This window comes from Rummeliibacillus sp. TYF-LIM-RU47 (assembly GCF_008638315.1).
Classification (GTDB): domain Bacteria; phylum Bacillota; class Bacilli; order Bacillales_A; family Planococcaceae; genus Rummeliibacillus; species Rummeliibacillus stabekisii.
The window spans coordinates 285,246-301,771 of record NZ_VVIR01000001.1; the positions used below are offsets into that span (position 1 = coordinate 285,246).

At 37.8% G+C, this 16,526-nt stretch carries 15 protein-coding genes and 1 pseudogene; 13 read left to right on the forward strand and 3 right to left on the reverse strand.

Annotated elements, in window-relative coordinates; all coding sequences use genetic code 11:
* Window positions 1-49: 49 nt before the first annotated feature.
* The gene (locus F0527_RS01450; RefSeq protein WP_150283530.1) at window positions 50-1,480 is read right to left on the reverse strand and encodes a GntP family permease; all 1,431 of its coding nucleotides are present in this window, start codon (window positions 1,478-1,480) and stop codon (window positions 50-52) included.
* Between the two features lie 365 nt (window positions 1,481-1,845).
* Here F0527_RS01450 and F0527_RS01455 point away from each other — a divergent pair, with 365 nt between their 5' ends.
* The 7 genes from F0527_RS01455 to F0527_RS01485 all read left to right on the forward strand — a co-directional run bounded on the left by F0527_RS01455 (window position 1,846) and on the right by F0527_RS01485 (window position 9,434).
* On the forward strand, window positions 1,846-2,595 hold the full coding sequence (locus F0527_RS01455) for an SDR family NAD(P)-dependent oxidoreductase (RefSeq protein ID WP_066784053.1): 750 nt from the start codon (window positions 1,846-1,848) through the stop codon (window positions 2,593-2,595).
* A gap of 687 nt (window positions 2,596-3,282) precedes the next feature.
* The gene (locus F0527_RS01460) at window positions 3,283-4,593 is read left to right on the forward strand and encodes an aldehyde dehydrogenase (RefSeq protein WP_150283531.1); all 1,311 of its coding nucleotides are present in this window, start codon (window positions 3,283-3,285) and stop codon (window positions 4,591-4,593) included.
* Between the two features lie 111 nt (window positions 4,594-4,704).
* The gene (locus F0527_RS01465) at window positions 4,705-4,923 is read left to right on the forward strand and encodes a DUF1659 domain-containing protein (protein WP_066784061.1); all 219 of its coding nucleotides are present in this window, start codon (window positions 4,705-4,707) and stop codon (window positions 4,921-4,923) included.
* Between the two features lie 20 nt (window positions 4,924-4,943).
* A complete protein-coding gene (locus F0527_RS01470; protein ID WP_150283532.1) occupies window positions 4,944-5,159 on the forward strand; it encodes a DUF2922 domain-containing protein in 216 nt (71 codons plus the stop codon).
* Window positions 5,160-5,349: 190 nt separating this feature from the next.
* Window positions 5,350-6,765, forward strand: coding sequence for an alanine/glycine:cation symporter family protein (locus F0527_RS01475; protein WP_066784067.1), 1,416 nt, complete (start codon window positions 5,350-5,352; stop codon window positions 6,763-6,765).
* Window positions 6,766-6,852: 87 nt separating this feature from the next.
* Window positions 6,853-7,593, forward strand: coding sequence for an IclR family transcriptional regulator (locus F0527_RS01480; RefSeq protein WP_150283533.1), 741 nt, complete (start codon window positions 6,853-6,855; stop codon window positions 7,591-7,593).
* Between the two features lie 134 nt (window positions 7,594-7,727).
* Complete coding sequence (locus tag F0527_RS01485; protein WP_150283534.1) at window positions 7,728-9,434, forward strand: M20/M25/M40 family metallo-hydrolase; 1,707 nt, start codon at window positions 7,728-7,730, stop codon at window positions 9,432-9,434.
* A gap of 110 nt (window positions 9,435-9,544) precedes the next feature.
* Here the strand turns inward: F0527_RS01485 and F0527_RS16900 are convergent, their stop codons facing one another.
* Window positions 9,545-9,721, reverse strand: coding sequence for a hypothetical protein (locus F0527_RS16900; RefSeq protein WP_190323357.1), 177 nt, complete (start codon window positions 9,719-9,721; stop codon window positions 9,545-9,547).
* A 359-nt stretch (window positions 9,722-10,080) separates the two neighbouring features.
* Between F0527_RS16900 and F0527_RS01490 the strand changes: the two genes are divergently transcribed.
* On the forward strand, window positions 10,081-10,776 hold the full coding sequence (locus tag F0527_RS01490; RefSeq protein WP_150283535.1) for a hypothetical protein: 696 nt from the start codon (window positions 10,081-10,083) through the stop codon (window positions 10,774-10,776).
* Between the two features lie 176 nt (window positions 10,777-10,952).
* On the opposite strand, the gene F0527_RS01495 is transcribed toward F0527_RS01490, so the two are convergent.
* On the reverse strand, window positions 10,953-11,324 hold the full coding sequence (locus F0527_RS01495) for a winged helix-turn-helix transcriptional regulator (protein ID WP_147195695.1): 372 nt from the start codon (window positions 11,322-11,324) through the stop codon (window positions 10,953-10,955).
* Window positions 11,325-11,525: 201 nt separating this feature from the next.
* Between F0527_RS01495 and F0527_RS01500 the strand changes: the two genes are divergently transcribed.
* The 5 genes and pseudogenes from F0527_RS01500 to F0527_RS01520 all read left to right on the forward strand — a co-directional run.
* Window positions 11,526-12,719, forward strand: a complete 1,194-nt coding sequence (locus tag F0527_RS01500) for an MFS transporter (protein ID WP_150283536.1) — start codon at window positions 11,526-11,528, stop codon at window positions 12,717-12,719.
* Between the two features lie 22 nt (window positions 12,720-12,741).
* Entirely contained in the window at window positions 12,742-13,587 is an 846-nt protein-coding gene (locus F0527_RS01505) for an aldo/keto reductase (protein WP_150283537.1), read from the forward strand.
* Window positions 13,588-13,757: 170 nt separating this feature from the next.
* Window positions 13,758-14,627 carry a DNA-3-methyladenine glycosylase family protein gene (locus F0527_RS01510; protein WP_150283538.1) on the forward strand — a complete coding sequence of 290 codons (870 nt, stop codon included), beginning with the start codon at window positions 13,758-13,760 and terminating at the stop codon, window positions 14,625-14,627.
* 154 nt (window positions 14,628-14,781) lie between these two features.
* Window positions 14,782-15,378 carry a class I SAM-dependent methyltransferase gene (locus F0527_RS01515; RefSeq protein ID WP_150283539.1) on the forward strand — a complete coding sequence of 199 codons (597 nt, stop codon included), beginning with the start codon at window positions 14,782-14,784 and terminating at the stop codon, window positions 15,376-15,378.
* A 101-nt stretch (window positions 15,379-15,479) separates the two neighbouring features.
* Window positions 15,480-16,472: pseudogene (locus tag F0527_RS01520) on the forward strand (helix-turn-helix transcriptional regulator); the annotation flags it as partial.
* Window positions 16,473-16,526: the final 54 nt, after the last annotated feature.

Consider the following 16,526-nt stretch of genomic DNA (forward strand, 5'->3'; position numbering starts at 1 on the left):
CAAATAAAGGTTACTAGCATAATAGAAACTAGTAACCTTCCAAAAAGATTTATACAATGCCTGTTAAAGAATAAAGCGCAATGATAAAGAAAACGGCAATTGTTTTAATGATTGTTACAGCAAATATATCTTTGTAAGCTTGGCGATGCGTTAAACCTGTAACGGCAAGGAGAGTAATGACTGCACCATTGTGAGGCAGTGTATCCATGCCGCCAGATGCCATAGCGACAACGCGGTGCATCACTTCAGGCGGAATATTGGCCGCTTCAATCATCTGATTATATTTATCTGCCATGGCACTTAAAGCAATCCCCATGCCGCCAGATGCTGAGCCAGTGATACCTGCAAGTGTGGAGGTTGTTACCGCACCGTTTACTAGCGGATTTGTGAAGGTATGAGAAATTCCTCCGCTAATAGCTGAGAATCCTGGAAGAGCAGCTATAATTCCACCAAACCCATATTCTGCACCAGTGTTCATAGTTGCGAGTAAAGATCCGCTGATACTAGCGTTTAATCCTTCTTTAAAGTTTACTTTTACTCGATTCCAGTCATATAGAATGGTGGCAAAGATCCCAACAACAAGCGCCATCTCTACAGCCCAGATAGCCGCAACTGCTGACGTATCGACTACACCAAATGAATCTAGCCCGATTTTCGAAAAGTTGAAGCCGTTTGGATACCATTTCGGAATATAAGTGACGAAAATTTTATTCATTACGCCGACAAGAATCAGAGGTACAAAGGCAAAGATTTGACGGAGTACAGATTGATTTGCCGTAAACTTGATAGCAGGCTCTTCCTTCATCGCTTCAAGAGTAGCAGCCGTTTCTGTTTCGAAGCCATAATAGCCTTCTCCAGCTTTGGCTGCTTTTTTCCTGCGGGATTCTAAATAAAGCAATCCAAAAATTAATACAAATAGTCCGCCAAGAATTCCTAACGTAGGCGCAGCATAAATATCAGTTTTAAAGAAAGAAATCGGAATTACGTTTTGGATTTGCGGGGTACCAGGAATGGCATCCATCGTGAAAGAAAATGCTCCCAATGCGATGGTCCCCGGAATGAGGCGTTTCGGAATATTTGCTTCTCTAAACAGCTGTGCTGCAAATGGATAAACAGCAAAAACAACAACAAATAAGCTAACGCCGCTATATGTTAAAATAGCGCCTAATAAAACGATGGTAAGAATTGCTCTTTTGGCACCGATTAATTTAACAATCGTTTTGGCAATGGATTCTGCAAGGCCAGACATTTCCACAACCTTGCCGAAAATAGCTCCAAGTAAGAAGACAGGAAAATAAGATTTTATAAAACCGACCATTTTCTCCATGAAAACGCCAGAGAAGAAAGGTAATACATAGCTAGGCTCTGTTAATAAAACAGCAAAAAGTGCACAAATAGGCGCGAATAAAATAACTGAAAATCCACGGTAAGCAACAAACATTAATAAACCAAGCGCCAACAGTATGACAATTAAATCCATGAAAATCCCCCTTATTATTATTTGTAAGAAAGCGTTTGCAAAAAAATACATCCTCCTTTTTCAAAAAATCCCCTTCAGCTTAATTTAATTGCAAGAATCATGCCAAAAACATCTGTTTAAGCAAATCCCTTAATTACTGAGAATTCTACGGTGTAATTTGCAAATTAAATTTAAATTTCCGGATTATCGGATTTTTCATTTTAGAAGCGTTCCGTAAAAGTGGAATTTTCCGAGATTGCGGAATGAAAACGGTCATTAGAAATAATGAAATTATTTCCAATCCAATACTTCAGACGGTTTAGCTTTTTTGGAAAGTGCTATAATAATGACGAGTAGTTAAATCATTTCTAAGGGAGGAATCGAAAATGGCAGATCGTTTTAAAGGAAAAACAGTCATTGTAACTGGTGGAGCAAGTGGTATCGGGGAAGCTACGGTAGTAGAGTTTGCGAAAGAAGGAGCGAATGTCGTGATTTCCGACATGTCTGATAAAGGACAAGCGCTTTCGGATCAATTAAATCAAGACGGATACCAAACCATGTTTATGAAAACAAACGTAACGGAAGAGGAAGAAGTACAACGTTTAGTCGAAGAGACTGTGAGTAAATATGGAAGCTTAGATGTCCTTTTTGCCAATGCAGGAATTGGTGCAGCAACGCTTGTTCATGAAATGAGCTATGCTGATTGGAAGAAGGTAATCGATGTCAATCTTAATGGGGTTTTCCTTTGCAATAAATATGCCCTTGCTCAAATGCTAAAACAAGAAACAGGCGGGGCCATTGTCAATAACGATTCAATCCATGGATTTGTAGGGAAGCCAGGAGTCAGTGCATATGCAGCTTCAAAAGGCGGCGTAAAATTGCTTACACAAACGGCAACCTCTGAATATGCAGCAAAAGGCATTCGAATTAATAATGTAAACCCAGGTTATATCGATACTCCATTGCTTGCTGGCATGCCAGAAGAAGCAAAACAAGAATTGATTGACCTCCATCCAATCGGCCGTTTGGGCAGACCGGAAGAAGTAGCAAAAGCTGTTCTCTTCTTAGCAAGTGATGATGCATCCTTTATCTCAGGAGCAAGCTTGCTGGTTGATGGTGGATATACTGCAGTTTAAAATTGAAAGATAGCTTAAATCCCTTTTCTTTTAGAGAAGGGATTTTTTCTGTCGTTGTGGGTGGAATAACTTACCACCTATTTGGGATGATTTACAACCGCTGTTAGTACATTTACCACCGCTCGCTGAAAGTTTACCATCGAAACTATACAATTTAGGTCCTAAGATGCCCCTATGTTCGCGCCTACAGTCAAGTTGGAGAACAAGTTTCCATGCCGGGGCCAAAAGCTGAAGGTGGAATAACTTACAACCTATGTGCGATGATTTACAACCGCTGAGAACTCGTTTATCACCGTTGCGGCGCCATTTACAACCGCTCTCTGAAAGTTTACCACCGAAACTTTACTATTTAAGGCCTAAATATGTATGTCATTTATAAAATATCCACAAAAATTGGTGTGCTATTCACATTTCTCATTCACTGTTCTGTTTTAAAAAGTACGAAGCGGGTAATCAAAGGTATTTGGTTCAGCTGAATGATATATTTTTTTTCGGGAAGAGTAAAGAATGCGGAATCACGATTCAGTATACTAGTGTATTGAAGGTATATTGTATATAATACATTTTATACTTAAAAAAGATAATATCTATATTTCCCTTAAGATTAGGTAGAATTATGGATTAATAAAAGTAGGAAATCTGGTTTTGCATCAAAATAAGTATAGTTTGTTTGAGAGGGGAATAATCATGTCAGAAAATTATCAAGGTCTTGTCGAACGACAACGGGCTTTTTTCCGTACAGGAAAAACAAAGGATGTCGAGTTTCGTGTAGAGACATTAAATAAACTTGTAGACGCAATGAAGAAGTATGAAAATGAAATACTTGCAGCTTTGCGTAAGGACTTGAACAAGTCAGAAAAAGAGGGGTATCGTACTGAAATTGGATTCGTTTTACACGAAATCAAATATATCTTAGATAATGTGCATACTTGGGCTAAGCCGAAAGAAGCACAAACGCCAGAGGTTTTTGGTAATGCTTCGAGTATGCTGTACCCAGAGCCTTATGGTTTGGCTTTAATTATTGCGCCTTGGAACTATCCATTCCAATTAGCTGTTGCCCCATTAATCGGTGCGATTTGCGCCGGCAACTGTGCTGTGCTGAAACCATCAGAATTTACGCCTGCTACTTCAGGAGTACTTGCTAAAATGGTGCAAGAAAATTTCCCTGAAGAATACATTGCGGTTGTAGAGGGCGAAGCAGAAACAAGTACAGCTCTATTAAAAGAAAAATTCGATTACATCTTCTTTACCGGAAGTACGGGGGTTGGGAAGATTATCATGTCAGCAGCTGCAAAACATTTAACACCTGTCACACTGGAATTAGGCGGAAAGAGCCCATGTATTGTCCATGAGGATGCAGATCTCGATACAGCAGCTCAGCGCATTACTAAAGGGAAATTCTCTAATGCTGGTCAAACCTGCGTAGCACCAGACTACTTGCTAATTCACAAGAGTGTGAAAGATGAATTCCTTGAGAAGATGAAAGGACAAATTAAGGAGATGTTTGGAGAAGATGTATCCAAAAATCCAGACTTCACACACATTATTAATGATCGACATTTCAACCGCCTGTCCGCTTTCCTAGACAATGGCATCCAAGTAGTAGGAGGCGATACAGAGGAAGACCGCCTATTTATCGCGCCTACTGTATTAGACGACATCAAGTGGGAAGATCCAGTTATGCAAGATGAAATTTTTGGACCTATTCTTCCGGTTATCGAGTACGATGATTTAACAGAAGTAATCTACAAAATTGTAGAGAGACCAAAACCTCTTGCACTGTACCTATTCACAGAAGACGAAGAAGTAGAAAACACTGTTCTAGGAAATATCTCATTTGGTGGCGGCTGTATCAATGACACCATCTCCCATTTAGCTACACCTTACCTGCCATTCGGGGGCGTAGGTGAGAGTGGTATGGGATCTTATCATGGACAAGGTAGCTTTGATACCTTTACACACTATAAATCCATTTTGAAGCTAAATCGAGCTAAATAATGGCTTTAAAAGCACTAACCTTTGGGTTGGTGCTTTTTTTCATTTTTTATAAATACTTGTCCTCTTTTTCGAAGTTTAGTCTATGTAGTGAATGAAAGGGAGGTGAGCAACATGGCAACGAAAACATTTGAAAAAGGTACACTTCGCATTAAATTCTCTACTGGCGTGAATACGCAAGGACAAATGATCGAAAAAACAAAAGCATTTCAAAATGTAGCGCGAGATGCACAAGTAGAAAACTTGGCAGCTGTAGGTACAGCACTTGCAAGTCTATTCGCGCACGAATGGATCGGCACAGGGATCCTAATGCAAGAAAGCATTCAACAATAATATGAAAAGGAGGAGAACGAATGTCAAAAGTATTGCAGCTTCAATTCCAAACCTCGAAGGGAACAGACTATTCAATAAGTATTGACGTGCCAAAAGAAGGGCTATCATCCAAAGAGGTGTATGATGTGATGAACACCATCATTGAAAAAGGCGTGTTTGAAATAAAAGGCGAACGCTTAGCAGAAATAGATAGTGCCCGTTATGTTGAGCGGACTGTAACTGAATTAGAAGCATAAATAGCAGAGCTGTTCCATCTATATTGATAGATGGAACAGCTTTTTTCGAAGATAGGACTATCCATTTTAGAAATTTTAGAAATGTGTATACAATTGTTATTTCCCTTTGATATAATTTTATTATAGAAAGTATTTCCGTATTACGGAAACATTTGTATTTTTGTAAGCGTTCACAAAGGGGGAAATAATTTTGGACAAGTTTATGAATCTTATTGGGGGTATTACTGATTTTATATGGGGACTTCCGATGATGCTTTTGCTATTAGGTGGGGGGCTGTATCTTACTTTTAAATTAGGTTTCTTTCAATTTCGTTATATGCCTCATATTATCAGTCAAACCTTCGGGAAAATTCTTAGTAAATCTGATGCATCTGAGGGGACATTAACACCATTTCAAGCGGCTACATCTGCGTTAGCTTCAACTGTAGGTGCGGCAAATATTATTGGGGTGCCTGTGGCGATTGCATTCGGGGGACCAGGGGCAATATTTTGGATGTGGGTTGTCTCATTAATAGGAATGGCTGCCAAATATTCAGAAGTCGTGCTAGGGGTAAAATATCGGGAGAAAAATGAAGAAGGGGAATGGGTTGGGGGACCCATGTATTATATTGAGAAAGGTTTGGGATGGAAGCCGGTAGCCTCATTCTTCGCTTTTGCTTTAATGCTCGAAATTGTAGCAAGCACAATGGTGCAATCCAATTCACTTTCCACAACCATTTCTGGTGCGTTTCATATTTCGCCTATCATTACGGGCTTATTAGTTATGGTGTTAATTGGCATTATTGTTTTTGGTGGGATTTCAAGAATCGGTAAAATTACAGAGAAGTTTGTTCCTTTTATGGTGGGCATTTATATAATCGGATCTTTAATCGTAGTCTTTGCCAATGTATCTGCTATACCTTCAATATTCGCTTTAATTTTTGAACATGCTTTCACACCGATAGCTGCTGCAGGTGGATTTGGTGGAGCTGGTATTGCAGCTGCCATTCGATGGGGACTTGCAAGGGGAACCTACTCAAATGAAGCCGGAATGGGGACAGCACCTATTGCACATGCAACCGCTAAAACAGATCACCCTGCAAAACAAGGGTTCTGGGGTGTTTTTGAAGTAATTGTTGATACCATCATCATTTGTACAATGACAGCTATTGTTGTTCTTTGTACAGGGCAATGGGAGAAAGTACCTTCTGAACAGGCTTCGAGCATGGTGACGATGGCGTGGGGACAAGTTTTCGGTGACCAGTTAGCTGGCATTATCATGAGCATTGCTCTCTTTTGTTTTGTGTTATCGACTGTGGTGGTTATCATCTATTACGGGGAGAAACAAGCGGAATATTTATTTGGTACATTCTTTTCAAAAGTAATGCGTTTTGTATATGTTGGAGCCATATTTGTTGGTGCAATTGGCGGATTAAAGTTTGTCTGGCAATTCCTCGATATTCTTTTAGCTCTTGTTATTTTGCCGAACATTATTGCCCTGTTATTCTTAGGCGGTGAGGTGAAAGAGATTACAAAAGATTACTTTACGCGTATCTATAAAAAGAAAAACTACATGGAGGAAGTCCAGCTTTCACAGCCAGAACAGTCATTAGAAAAGGCGGAATAGTCGTTAAAGTCTGTCGATTGTTGTTTTCCTATTCAGGGGAATAGTATAATAGATTCAATAACTATTTTTTAAGAATAGGAGAATACCATGATTCAATCGATTGACCGTGCCATGTCAATTATTCATATTTTAAGATCAGATCCGCATCGAAATGAATGGTCCATTTCTGAGCTATCAAAACGCACAGAGTTGCCAATCAGTACAATGCATCGTTTATTAAACTCCTTAATTGATCATGGTCTTGTTATACAAAATCCTAACACAAAGCATTATAAAATAGGCCTTCTTTGGATGGAAGTTGGTTTACAAGTGCTTGAAAGTATTGATTATAGAAATGTAGCTCGTCCGATCATGGAAGACCTGGCACTGGACGTAAAAGAAAGTATTTACTTAAACATTCAAGATGGGAATTTCGGGATGACAATTGAAATAGTGGACAGTCCCTTAAAGGTTCGTATCGCTGAAACTTTGGGTATTCGCAGTCCATTGAATGTCGGGGCACCCAACAAGGCCATCTTGTCCTTTTTGAAGGAAGAAGAAAGAGCAGATATTATAAAAAAGCTAGGTTTGACAGATGAAGAAACCATTCAATTAAAGGAAACGATAGAAGAAGTACGCCGGAATAGGTATGCGATGAGTAATTCGGAGCGTACGGAAGGCACTATATCTATTGCAGCGCCCATTTTTGGATACGGCAATAAGGTTTTAGCTGCAGTAAGCATTAATGGCCCTGATTTTCGAATAACAGAGGAGAGTCTTCCACAGCTAGTAGAAAAAGTAAAAATGGCTGCGGAGCAAATTTCAAATCGTATAGGAAGATTTTATTGATGGGAATCCCTTGAGTTAATCAAGGGATTTTTTAGTGAAAAAAATAATGACAAACTTATTTGAATATTATATATTATGAATATAAATAAAATAGAAAGCGTTTCCATAATGCAGAAAACATTGGAGGGATGGGTATGTATCAACAATTACAAAAAATGACTTTGCCTCAACAAGTTGAATTTTTAACAAGACAGCTTGTCGGGATAGATAGCGTGAACGGAACAGCTGGAGAGGGAGCTATCGCTGATTCTCTCAAGGAGATCCTTCAAAGTTTTCCTTACTTTATTCAAAACCCTAATCAAGTTTGGGAGAAAAAAGTCCCGAACGATCCTTACCGTAAAAATATTTTTGCCTTGGTAAAAGGTAAGGGAAGCTCTACGAGTACAGTTATTTTCCATTCGCATATTGATACAGTGGGCATTGAGGATTTTGGACATTTGAAACAGGATGCCTTTAACCCTGACCAAATCGAACAGTTTTTCAAAACATATGAACTGGATAAAGATGTCCAAATGGATGCAAATTCTGGCGATTGGATGTTTGGAAGAGGATCTGTCGATATGAAAAGTGGAGCTGCTGTCCATTTAGCCAATGTTCTTTATTTTTCTGAACATGCTGAAGAATTGGACGGGAACATTCTTCTTATGTTCAATCCTGATGAGGAATCCCAGCATAAAGGAATCATCTCAGCTATTCCAGAGTTGAAGCGTTTAAAAGAAGAGCATGGGCTGGAATTTATCTCAGCTATTAATGATGATTTCATTACGCCTCTCTATGAAAATGATCCGCACCGCTATATTTATACGGGTGCTGCTGGCAAAATTCTTCCGAGCTTTTATATTTACGGACGCGAGGCACATGTAGGAGATACGCTATCAGGTGTGGACCCCAACTTTGTAGCAGCAGAACTGACACGCCGAATCCATAATAATCTGGAGCTGGCTGAAAATATTGAAGGGGAAATGACACTTCCCCCAACATGTTTACAACAAAGAGATACAAAGAAGTTTTATTCAGTACAGACTGCAACAAGCAGTTATCTATATTTTAACTACTTCTTATTTGAGCTTTCTGCAAAAGAAGTGATGGATAAGTTGATTGCGATTGCTACAGATGCATGTGTAGACGTAGAAGCTCATTTATCTAAGCAATACGAAGAATTCTTGAAACGAACTGGATTGCCTGGTAAAAAGCTGTCGTGGCATTTAGAAGTGACGAGCTTAGCTGACTTTATGAAGGAATTAGTGGCACAAGGCATTCCTGCTTATGAAGTGGCCAAAAAAGTGCAGCGAGAAAACAAAGAGATGGAGGCCAGGGAGCTTTGCTTTAAAATCGTTGAGGAATTGCAGAACTGGGATCCGTATAAAAAACCAAGAGTCATCATTTTCTTTGCGCCGCCTTATTTGCCTCACAACTATTTGAACCAATCCAATGAACGGGACGCAGAGATTCTAAAATCGGTAAAAGAAACGTTAGTAGAAATGGAACAATTGACGGGCGAAACATTTGCCTTAAAAAAATTCTTCCCGTATTTAGCAGATGGCAGTTTCCTATCCTTGCATGAAAGTGATGAGGAGCTTAGCTCATTAATCAATAATTTCCCTGAATGGGATTCTATTTATCCTGTACCAGTTAACGAAATTCGTGGATTGAATATACCGTCTATTAACGTTGGCGTGTATGGAAAAGACGGACATAAATGGACGGAGCGAGTGTATAAACCATATACATTCCATGTGCTACCGACAGTGATACGCACTATGGCAATGAATTTATTAAAAAAAAAATTATCAGCGCCTGATCTGTCAGAAAGACTGCATGAGGAGCCAATCGGAATCTGATAGAATTTAGCTTAAATCAAATAAAGTGCAGGCTCCGGGTTAATAAAGAGTCTGCACTTAATAGTTCATTTAATTTATACTGTTAAAATCAAGGCCCACTCCTAGTTTTTTTAAGAAGATGAGGAGTCTTGGTAACTTGGTAAGATTTCCCGGTTTTCTTCTAATAGTTTCCTATTTTGAGCTATAGTTTCTTCTATAGTCACTGAAACTTTATTCTCGCTCGGTGTTTCATTAATTTGTTCTTCATTCGGATTAAGATTTGATGACTTATATATTTCGATATCCATTTTATCTTCTCCCCAACATTTGCTTACTTATATACTAGTATAAACACTTTTAGAAAAGTTTCATGTTAAATTTAGGTAACTAATGTTACGATTTAAAGTTGCGTGAGGACAAGATAGGAAGTGAAAAATTGTTTTCTATTAAATGACCACTATAAACAGAGTTATTAAAAGTAGTTCTACATAATTTAAAGAATTTATTAGAATAAATTTACCTCTCAAATCCTTCAAAGTACTAAAATTTTTAGCAACCAAATAACGATCCATGGCTTAAAACTCCCAATTCATGTAAAGTGACTGTATTTGCTCAATATTTTGCCGATATAATAAATAAGATATGGATTGGATTAGGAGGCTTTGAGGTGAAAATACAGTTAGATCATAAAGTGAATCTGATGCACGCAAATGTAACGATGATGAAAAATCAAGAGATGCCACAGCAAAAACAGGAGCAACCAAAAGATTCTATTTCAATTGGTGTACAGGCTCGTCAATTGTTTGGTAGCCATAACAAAAAAAGCTCCCTTATTGAGAGCTTAATGAAACAACGTGAAAATATTTTAGAGCAGAAAAACAAGCTAACTGAACGAGCACTTGATAAAGGAAATGATCTATCTAGTTTGAAAGAACAAATGAAAGCCTTAGAAAAGCAAATCTCTGATATTGATGCACAAATTGCTCAAGAGCAAAAAGGGAAGCTGGAAAATAAAACTGCAGAGTCTAAAGAGTCAGCACCCAAAACCACAGAGGAGTCTATTTTTTCTAAAGCAGACTCATTAGAGCAAACTAAAACACTGTCACGAATGGGACGTACGCTTTCTCGTGAAAAGGTTTCTCTAGAAAGTGAAATGAAGATTGATGCAAAACGCGGTGTGCATAGTGAGTTTAAATTTAATCGACTAGAAAAATTGAAGGAACAAATGACCAATGTTCAAGGATCTCTTGCAGAGAGTGTTAAACAAACTACTGCTACAAGCGAAAATGTTACCAATACCGAAACTGAAAATGAGGATGAATTAAACGTACAGGAGCAGATCAGTCTAAATGCTGCTGATTAGGTTAGAGCTTCCTTATAAAAAATAACTGTCTTATCTATTTGGTAAGGCAGTTTTTTTATTTTTCTTAACGAATAGATAATGAAAAAACCCAATTGTTACTGAGGTCTTAGAGACCGAATAAGTACAATTGGGCAACTATATCTAATCAAATTTAGCTTGAAAACAAATAGGATCTTTTACTTCAGTTGATCATTCAACACACTATCTTCTAAAACAGAAAATTTATCTCCGTATACTTTTGTTAAATGGCTTTCTCCCCATAAACACAGTGAATTGAGGATGCCCTCTAAGCTTTGGCCATATTCACTGAGTTCGTATTCTACCTTTGGTGGCACCTGGTTGTAGACGATTCGGTTGATTACACCATCCTCTTCTAGTTCACGAAGCTGTTGGGTAAGCATCTTTTGTGTGATGTTTGGCATGAGCCGCTTTAATTCGCTTGTGCGTTTTTTGCCGTGAGTTAGATGGCAAAGAATCACACATTTCCACTTGCCGCCAATGACTTCTAATGTGGCTTCCACAGATATATTATATTTCTTCTTTTGCATCTTTTATTTCTCCTCCTTATAGGTACTAAAAGGTTCCTATGATACTTTTATGTTTCTATAGAACTTTAAAGTGCGTACTTTTCTTTGTGATTGATATATACCATAATAACATTTGCCAGCCAATTGATACTATACTTTCTTTCGTAAATTTTCCCCGAAAAGAAAGTTTCTATTTATATAAAAAATGAAGGAGGAGATATTATGGCTTTAGGCAAAAAACAAAGTACGTTAGCTTTGCTTGCTTTAGCAGTGAGTGCTTTTGCGATTGGAACAACTGAATTCATTAGTGTAGGGTTATTGCCCCTTATTGCAAATGATTTAAGTATTCCGGTTACGACAGCAGGCTTAACGGTATCTTTATATACCTTAGGGGCAACATTTGGTGCTCCTATATTAACATCTTTGACATCAGGAATGTCAAAGAAGACATTATTGCTTTGGATTATGGTTGTCTTTATTATCGGGAATACACTTGCAGCTAGCTCTACAACGATTGGGTTATTGCTAGTAGCACGCGTTATCGCTGCATTTTCACATGGGGTATTTATGTCAATCGGTTCGACTATTGCAGCCGATTTAGTACCAGAAAATAAAAGAGCTAGCGCGATTTCAATTATGTTTACCGGACTTACGGTAGCTACAGTAACGGGTGTACCATTTGGAACCTTTATTGGACAGCAGCTTGGATGGAGAGCAGCCTTTATTACCATTGTCATTATAGGGGTTATTGCTTTTATCGCAAATAGCATCCTGGTTCCTTCTGGTTTGAGAAAAGGAGTTAAAACAAGTTTTAGCGACCAGCTTAAACTTGTAACAAACGGACGACTATTGCTTGTATTCATCATTACAGCTCTTGGATATGGCGGAACATTTGTGGTATTTACTTTCTTATCACCATTGCTTCAGGATATTACTGGTTTTAAAGAAGGAACAGTAGCTGTTATTTTGTTAGTTTACGGTATTGCGATTGCGATTGGTAACATGGTTGGTGGAAAGCTATCGAATAAAAACCCAATTCGCGCACTGTTCTATATGTTTATTATACAAGCCATCATCCTATTTGTTTTGAATTTTACAGCACCATATAAAGTAGCTGGATTAATCACAATTATTTTGATGGGGCTATTAGCCTTTATGAATGTGCCGGGATTGCAAGTATATGTTGTTATGCTGGCAGAGCGTTTTGTTCCTAGTGCAGTGGATGTTGCTTCTGCAATAAATATTGCTGCATTTAATGCTGGGATTGCATTAGGCTCATATGTAGGAGGCCTTGTGACAGACTCAATAGGACTTATCCATACACCATGGATTGGTGCCATTATGGTTGTCGTGGCTGCAGTATTAACAGGTATTAGTAAATCATTGGAACGAAAAGATCAAGCAAGTAAAATATAATCAAATTGTGGAGGTTTTACAGATGACAGCAAAAAATTTACAGGATACAACTACTTTGAATAATGGTGTGAAAATGCCTTGGCTAGGACTAGGCGTCTTTAAAGTGGAGGAAGGCCCAGAATTAGTGAATGCCGTAAAAACAGCTATCAAACATGGCTACCGCAGTATTGATACTGCAGCGATTTATGGAAACGAAGAAGGTGTGGGCAACGGGATTCAAGAAGGGCTAAAAGAAGCAGGCATTTCAAGAGAAGACCTATTTGTCACATCAAAGGTGTGGAATGAGGATTTAGGGTATGAATCAACTCTTGCTGCTTATGAAACAAGCTTGAAAAAACTAGGCTTAGACTATTTAGACCTATACTTGATTCATTGGCCAGTGGAAGGGAAATATAAAGATGCATGGAGAGCGTTAGAAACTCTATATAAAGAAGGACGCGTAAAAGCTATCGGCGTAAGTAATTTCCAAGTTCATCATTTAGAAGATTTAATGAAGGATGCAGAAATCAAACCGGTAATCAACCAAGTAGAGCTACACCCACGATTAACTCAAAAAGAGTTGAAAGCATTCTGCCAAGACAATAACATTCAGCTTGAAGCATGGTCACCATTAATGCAAGGTCAGCTGTTAGATAATGAAGTATTAAAAGAAATTGCAGCGAAACATAATAAATCTGTTGCCCAAGTCATCGTGCGTTGGGACTTGCAAAATGGTGTAATGACCATTCCAAAATCAACAAAAGAACATCGAATTGTTGAAAATGTAGACTTGTTCGATTTCGAATTAACACAAGAAGAATTAGAAGTAATCGATGGATTAAACCAAAACCATCGTGTAGGTCCAGACCCAGATAACTTTGATTTTTAATGAATAGACGGACTCAGAGTGCAGAGAAAGATAATTCTTTCTCTGTGCTTTTTTAATTCTAGAAGCTTATCACATTTGTCTTAGTAAAGTAATGTGATCCCTATAGCATTCAAGCAATATATTTCGTATAAATGCTATAATCGAAGAAAAATAACAAAGGGTGAATGGGCATGTGGACGGAAACTTTAAACATTCAAGGTCCGTATAATTTTGACTTGATATTGAGTAGGCTAGCATTAGATCCACTTCATGAGGTTAATCTCTTGGAACGAAGAATAAAAGTGCCACTTCGGTTGCAAGGGGAGCCCATGGTGGTATTAGTTCAAGGGATTGGTACGGTGGATGAACCGGCATTTAGTATTCAGGGGGAAAAAGAAGAATTTAGAGAGGAAGCAGTTCGCCACGTGAGAAGGATTTTCCGTTGGAATGAATCTTTACACGAAATTGCTACACATTTTGCAGGCACTGACCTTCGTGATCTTTTTGAAGAGCATCGGGGAACGGCAATTGTGCTTGATTTTGATTATTTTAACTGCTTGGTTAAATGTATTATTCATCAGCAACTAAATCTTGCCTTTGCCCATACATTGACGGAACGGTTTGTACACACATTCGGCATTCAACTAGACGGCGTATGGTTTTATCCAACGCCAGAAGAAGTGGCGCTACTGACTGTAGAAGAACTGAGGGCACTCCAATTTAGTACGAGGAAAGCAGAATATGTTATTGGTCTTGCTAAAACAATTGCAGAGGGGCATTTAGATTTAGAAGCGCTTGCTCAACAGTCTGATGAAGAAATCATGAATACTCTTATAAAAATCCGAGGAATCGGCAGATGGACAGCTGAGAACTTTCTTTTGTTCGGCGTTGGTCGTCCTAATCATTTTCCTAAAGCTGATATCGGTATCCAGAACGCTATCAAAAAATGGTACAACCTCCCACAGAAGCCGACAATGGATGAGATGGAAAAGTATAGCAAGCCATGGTCTCCTTATTTAAGCTATGCCTCCCTTTATCTATGGCGGAGTATTGAGACATAGTTTTAATTTTAGATTGCTTTAGCAAACCATCTTGGATAAAGGTGGTTTTAGGTTTATATATATTATTTTAATGAACTAATAAAATGATTTTAGATAAACTTCTATAAATTAGTGAGTGAATATATTGTAGATATTGAAAGTAGGGAAAGTAAAAATGGAAGAGAACGTATTTGAACAAATGGCGAAAAAGTATGATTCGGAAGAAAGAAAACAATTAGCAAAAGTGATTGCGAAGGAAGTCAGGAAGGAATTGCAAGATTGCTCATCTCAATCCTTAGTAGATTACGGAAGTGGAACGGGACTGGTCAGTCTGGAGATAGTTGATTTGGTTGACTCTGTTTTATTGATTGATTCATCAAAGCAAATGCTAGAAGTAGCTAAAGCAAAAATTAATCAAAAGAGAATTACAAATGCCAAGGTACTTTATTCTGATTTTACAGTGGAAACACCAGCGTTGAAAACCGACATTGTTTTCATGTCTTTAGTGCTCCTTCATGTGCCAGATACGAAAAAAATAATGCAAGAGTTGTTCAGTATATTAAATCCTGGCGGCAAACTAATCATTGTCGATTTTGATAAAAACGAAAAAGTCTACCATCCGAAAGTTCATAACGGTTTCGCTCATGAAGAACTAAAGACCACTCTAGCTGAAGCAGGATTTACATCAATAGAAATGAAGACATTCTATCATGGAGAACGAATTTTTATGAACCAAGATGCGTCAATGTTTATAGCAAGCTGCGTAAAATGATCCCGCTCTTTAATTTAATCACAAGAAGTATCAAAATGATGAAATAAAGTCCTCCTATAATGGAATAGAGGAGTGAGATAGATGAATAAACAGATACAACATATATGGGCTATTCACCTTATTACTGTTCCTTTAAATTTCATCAGGCAACAGGTATAACGATTAGACGATATGTTCTTCTGAGAAAGCTATATTTATCTACCGATGATTTGAAAAATAATATGAGAATAATTGATATCGCTGTTGATTATGGTTATTCTTCGCAAGAAGCATATAGCAGAGCTTTTAAAAGTGTTTTTGGTCTAAATCCAAGAGAGTTTCAGCTTAATGAGATGCCTCTTCAATCTTTTATTAAACTTACTCTAGAAAAAGAAGGGGAGTGGGATGGAATGATTATTTCAACAAAAGAGGTTGAAAAATTAAAAAGGCAGTCAAGCAAGCTATTTGATAGAGATGTACTAAATGTATTAAACGGTCAATTTATGTATGAACAATTTAAAGAGAATAAACTAATGGGTGATTTTGATTACGTTCCATTTAATGAAGCCATGTGCGTAAATGCAGCAACTAGCCAAGTGTTCGATGAAGAGTTTGTGAAAACTCGTGCTCAGGGACACAATGATTCAGTAGAAAATTATTTTAAAAAAGTAATCGAGCCATTAGATAACCTGTTTACTAAACAGTATAAATGTATTGTTTTATGGTTTGGAGAAGATATGTTTTGTCAGATGAACCTACTTACAATGCTGACTTATCTGGAGCAGTCCAACTATAAGGGAGAGATATTCTTATATAGTTTTAGAGAAGATGAGTTTAAAGTGAATGTAACTGAACTTAAATTGGGTACTTATTCTTCTATTTATAAAGAAGTGCTAGTAAAACATCAAAGACCAACGAATGACGTGTTTCCAGTAATGTATCAGGCCATAGAAATTTATTTAGATATGCTTAAAGAAGACAATGCTGTAGTGAAATATATAGCAAAAAATAAAGATGTACCTACCATGGAATTAGTGAATAGATTGTTTACTCGTTTCCCAACCATAGGGTATGGAGATACACAATATATAGAGCTCATTCATAAAAATAGATAATCATATCACCCGTATTTTAGTAAGCCTAATCTCTATTTATATAATAGAGAATTA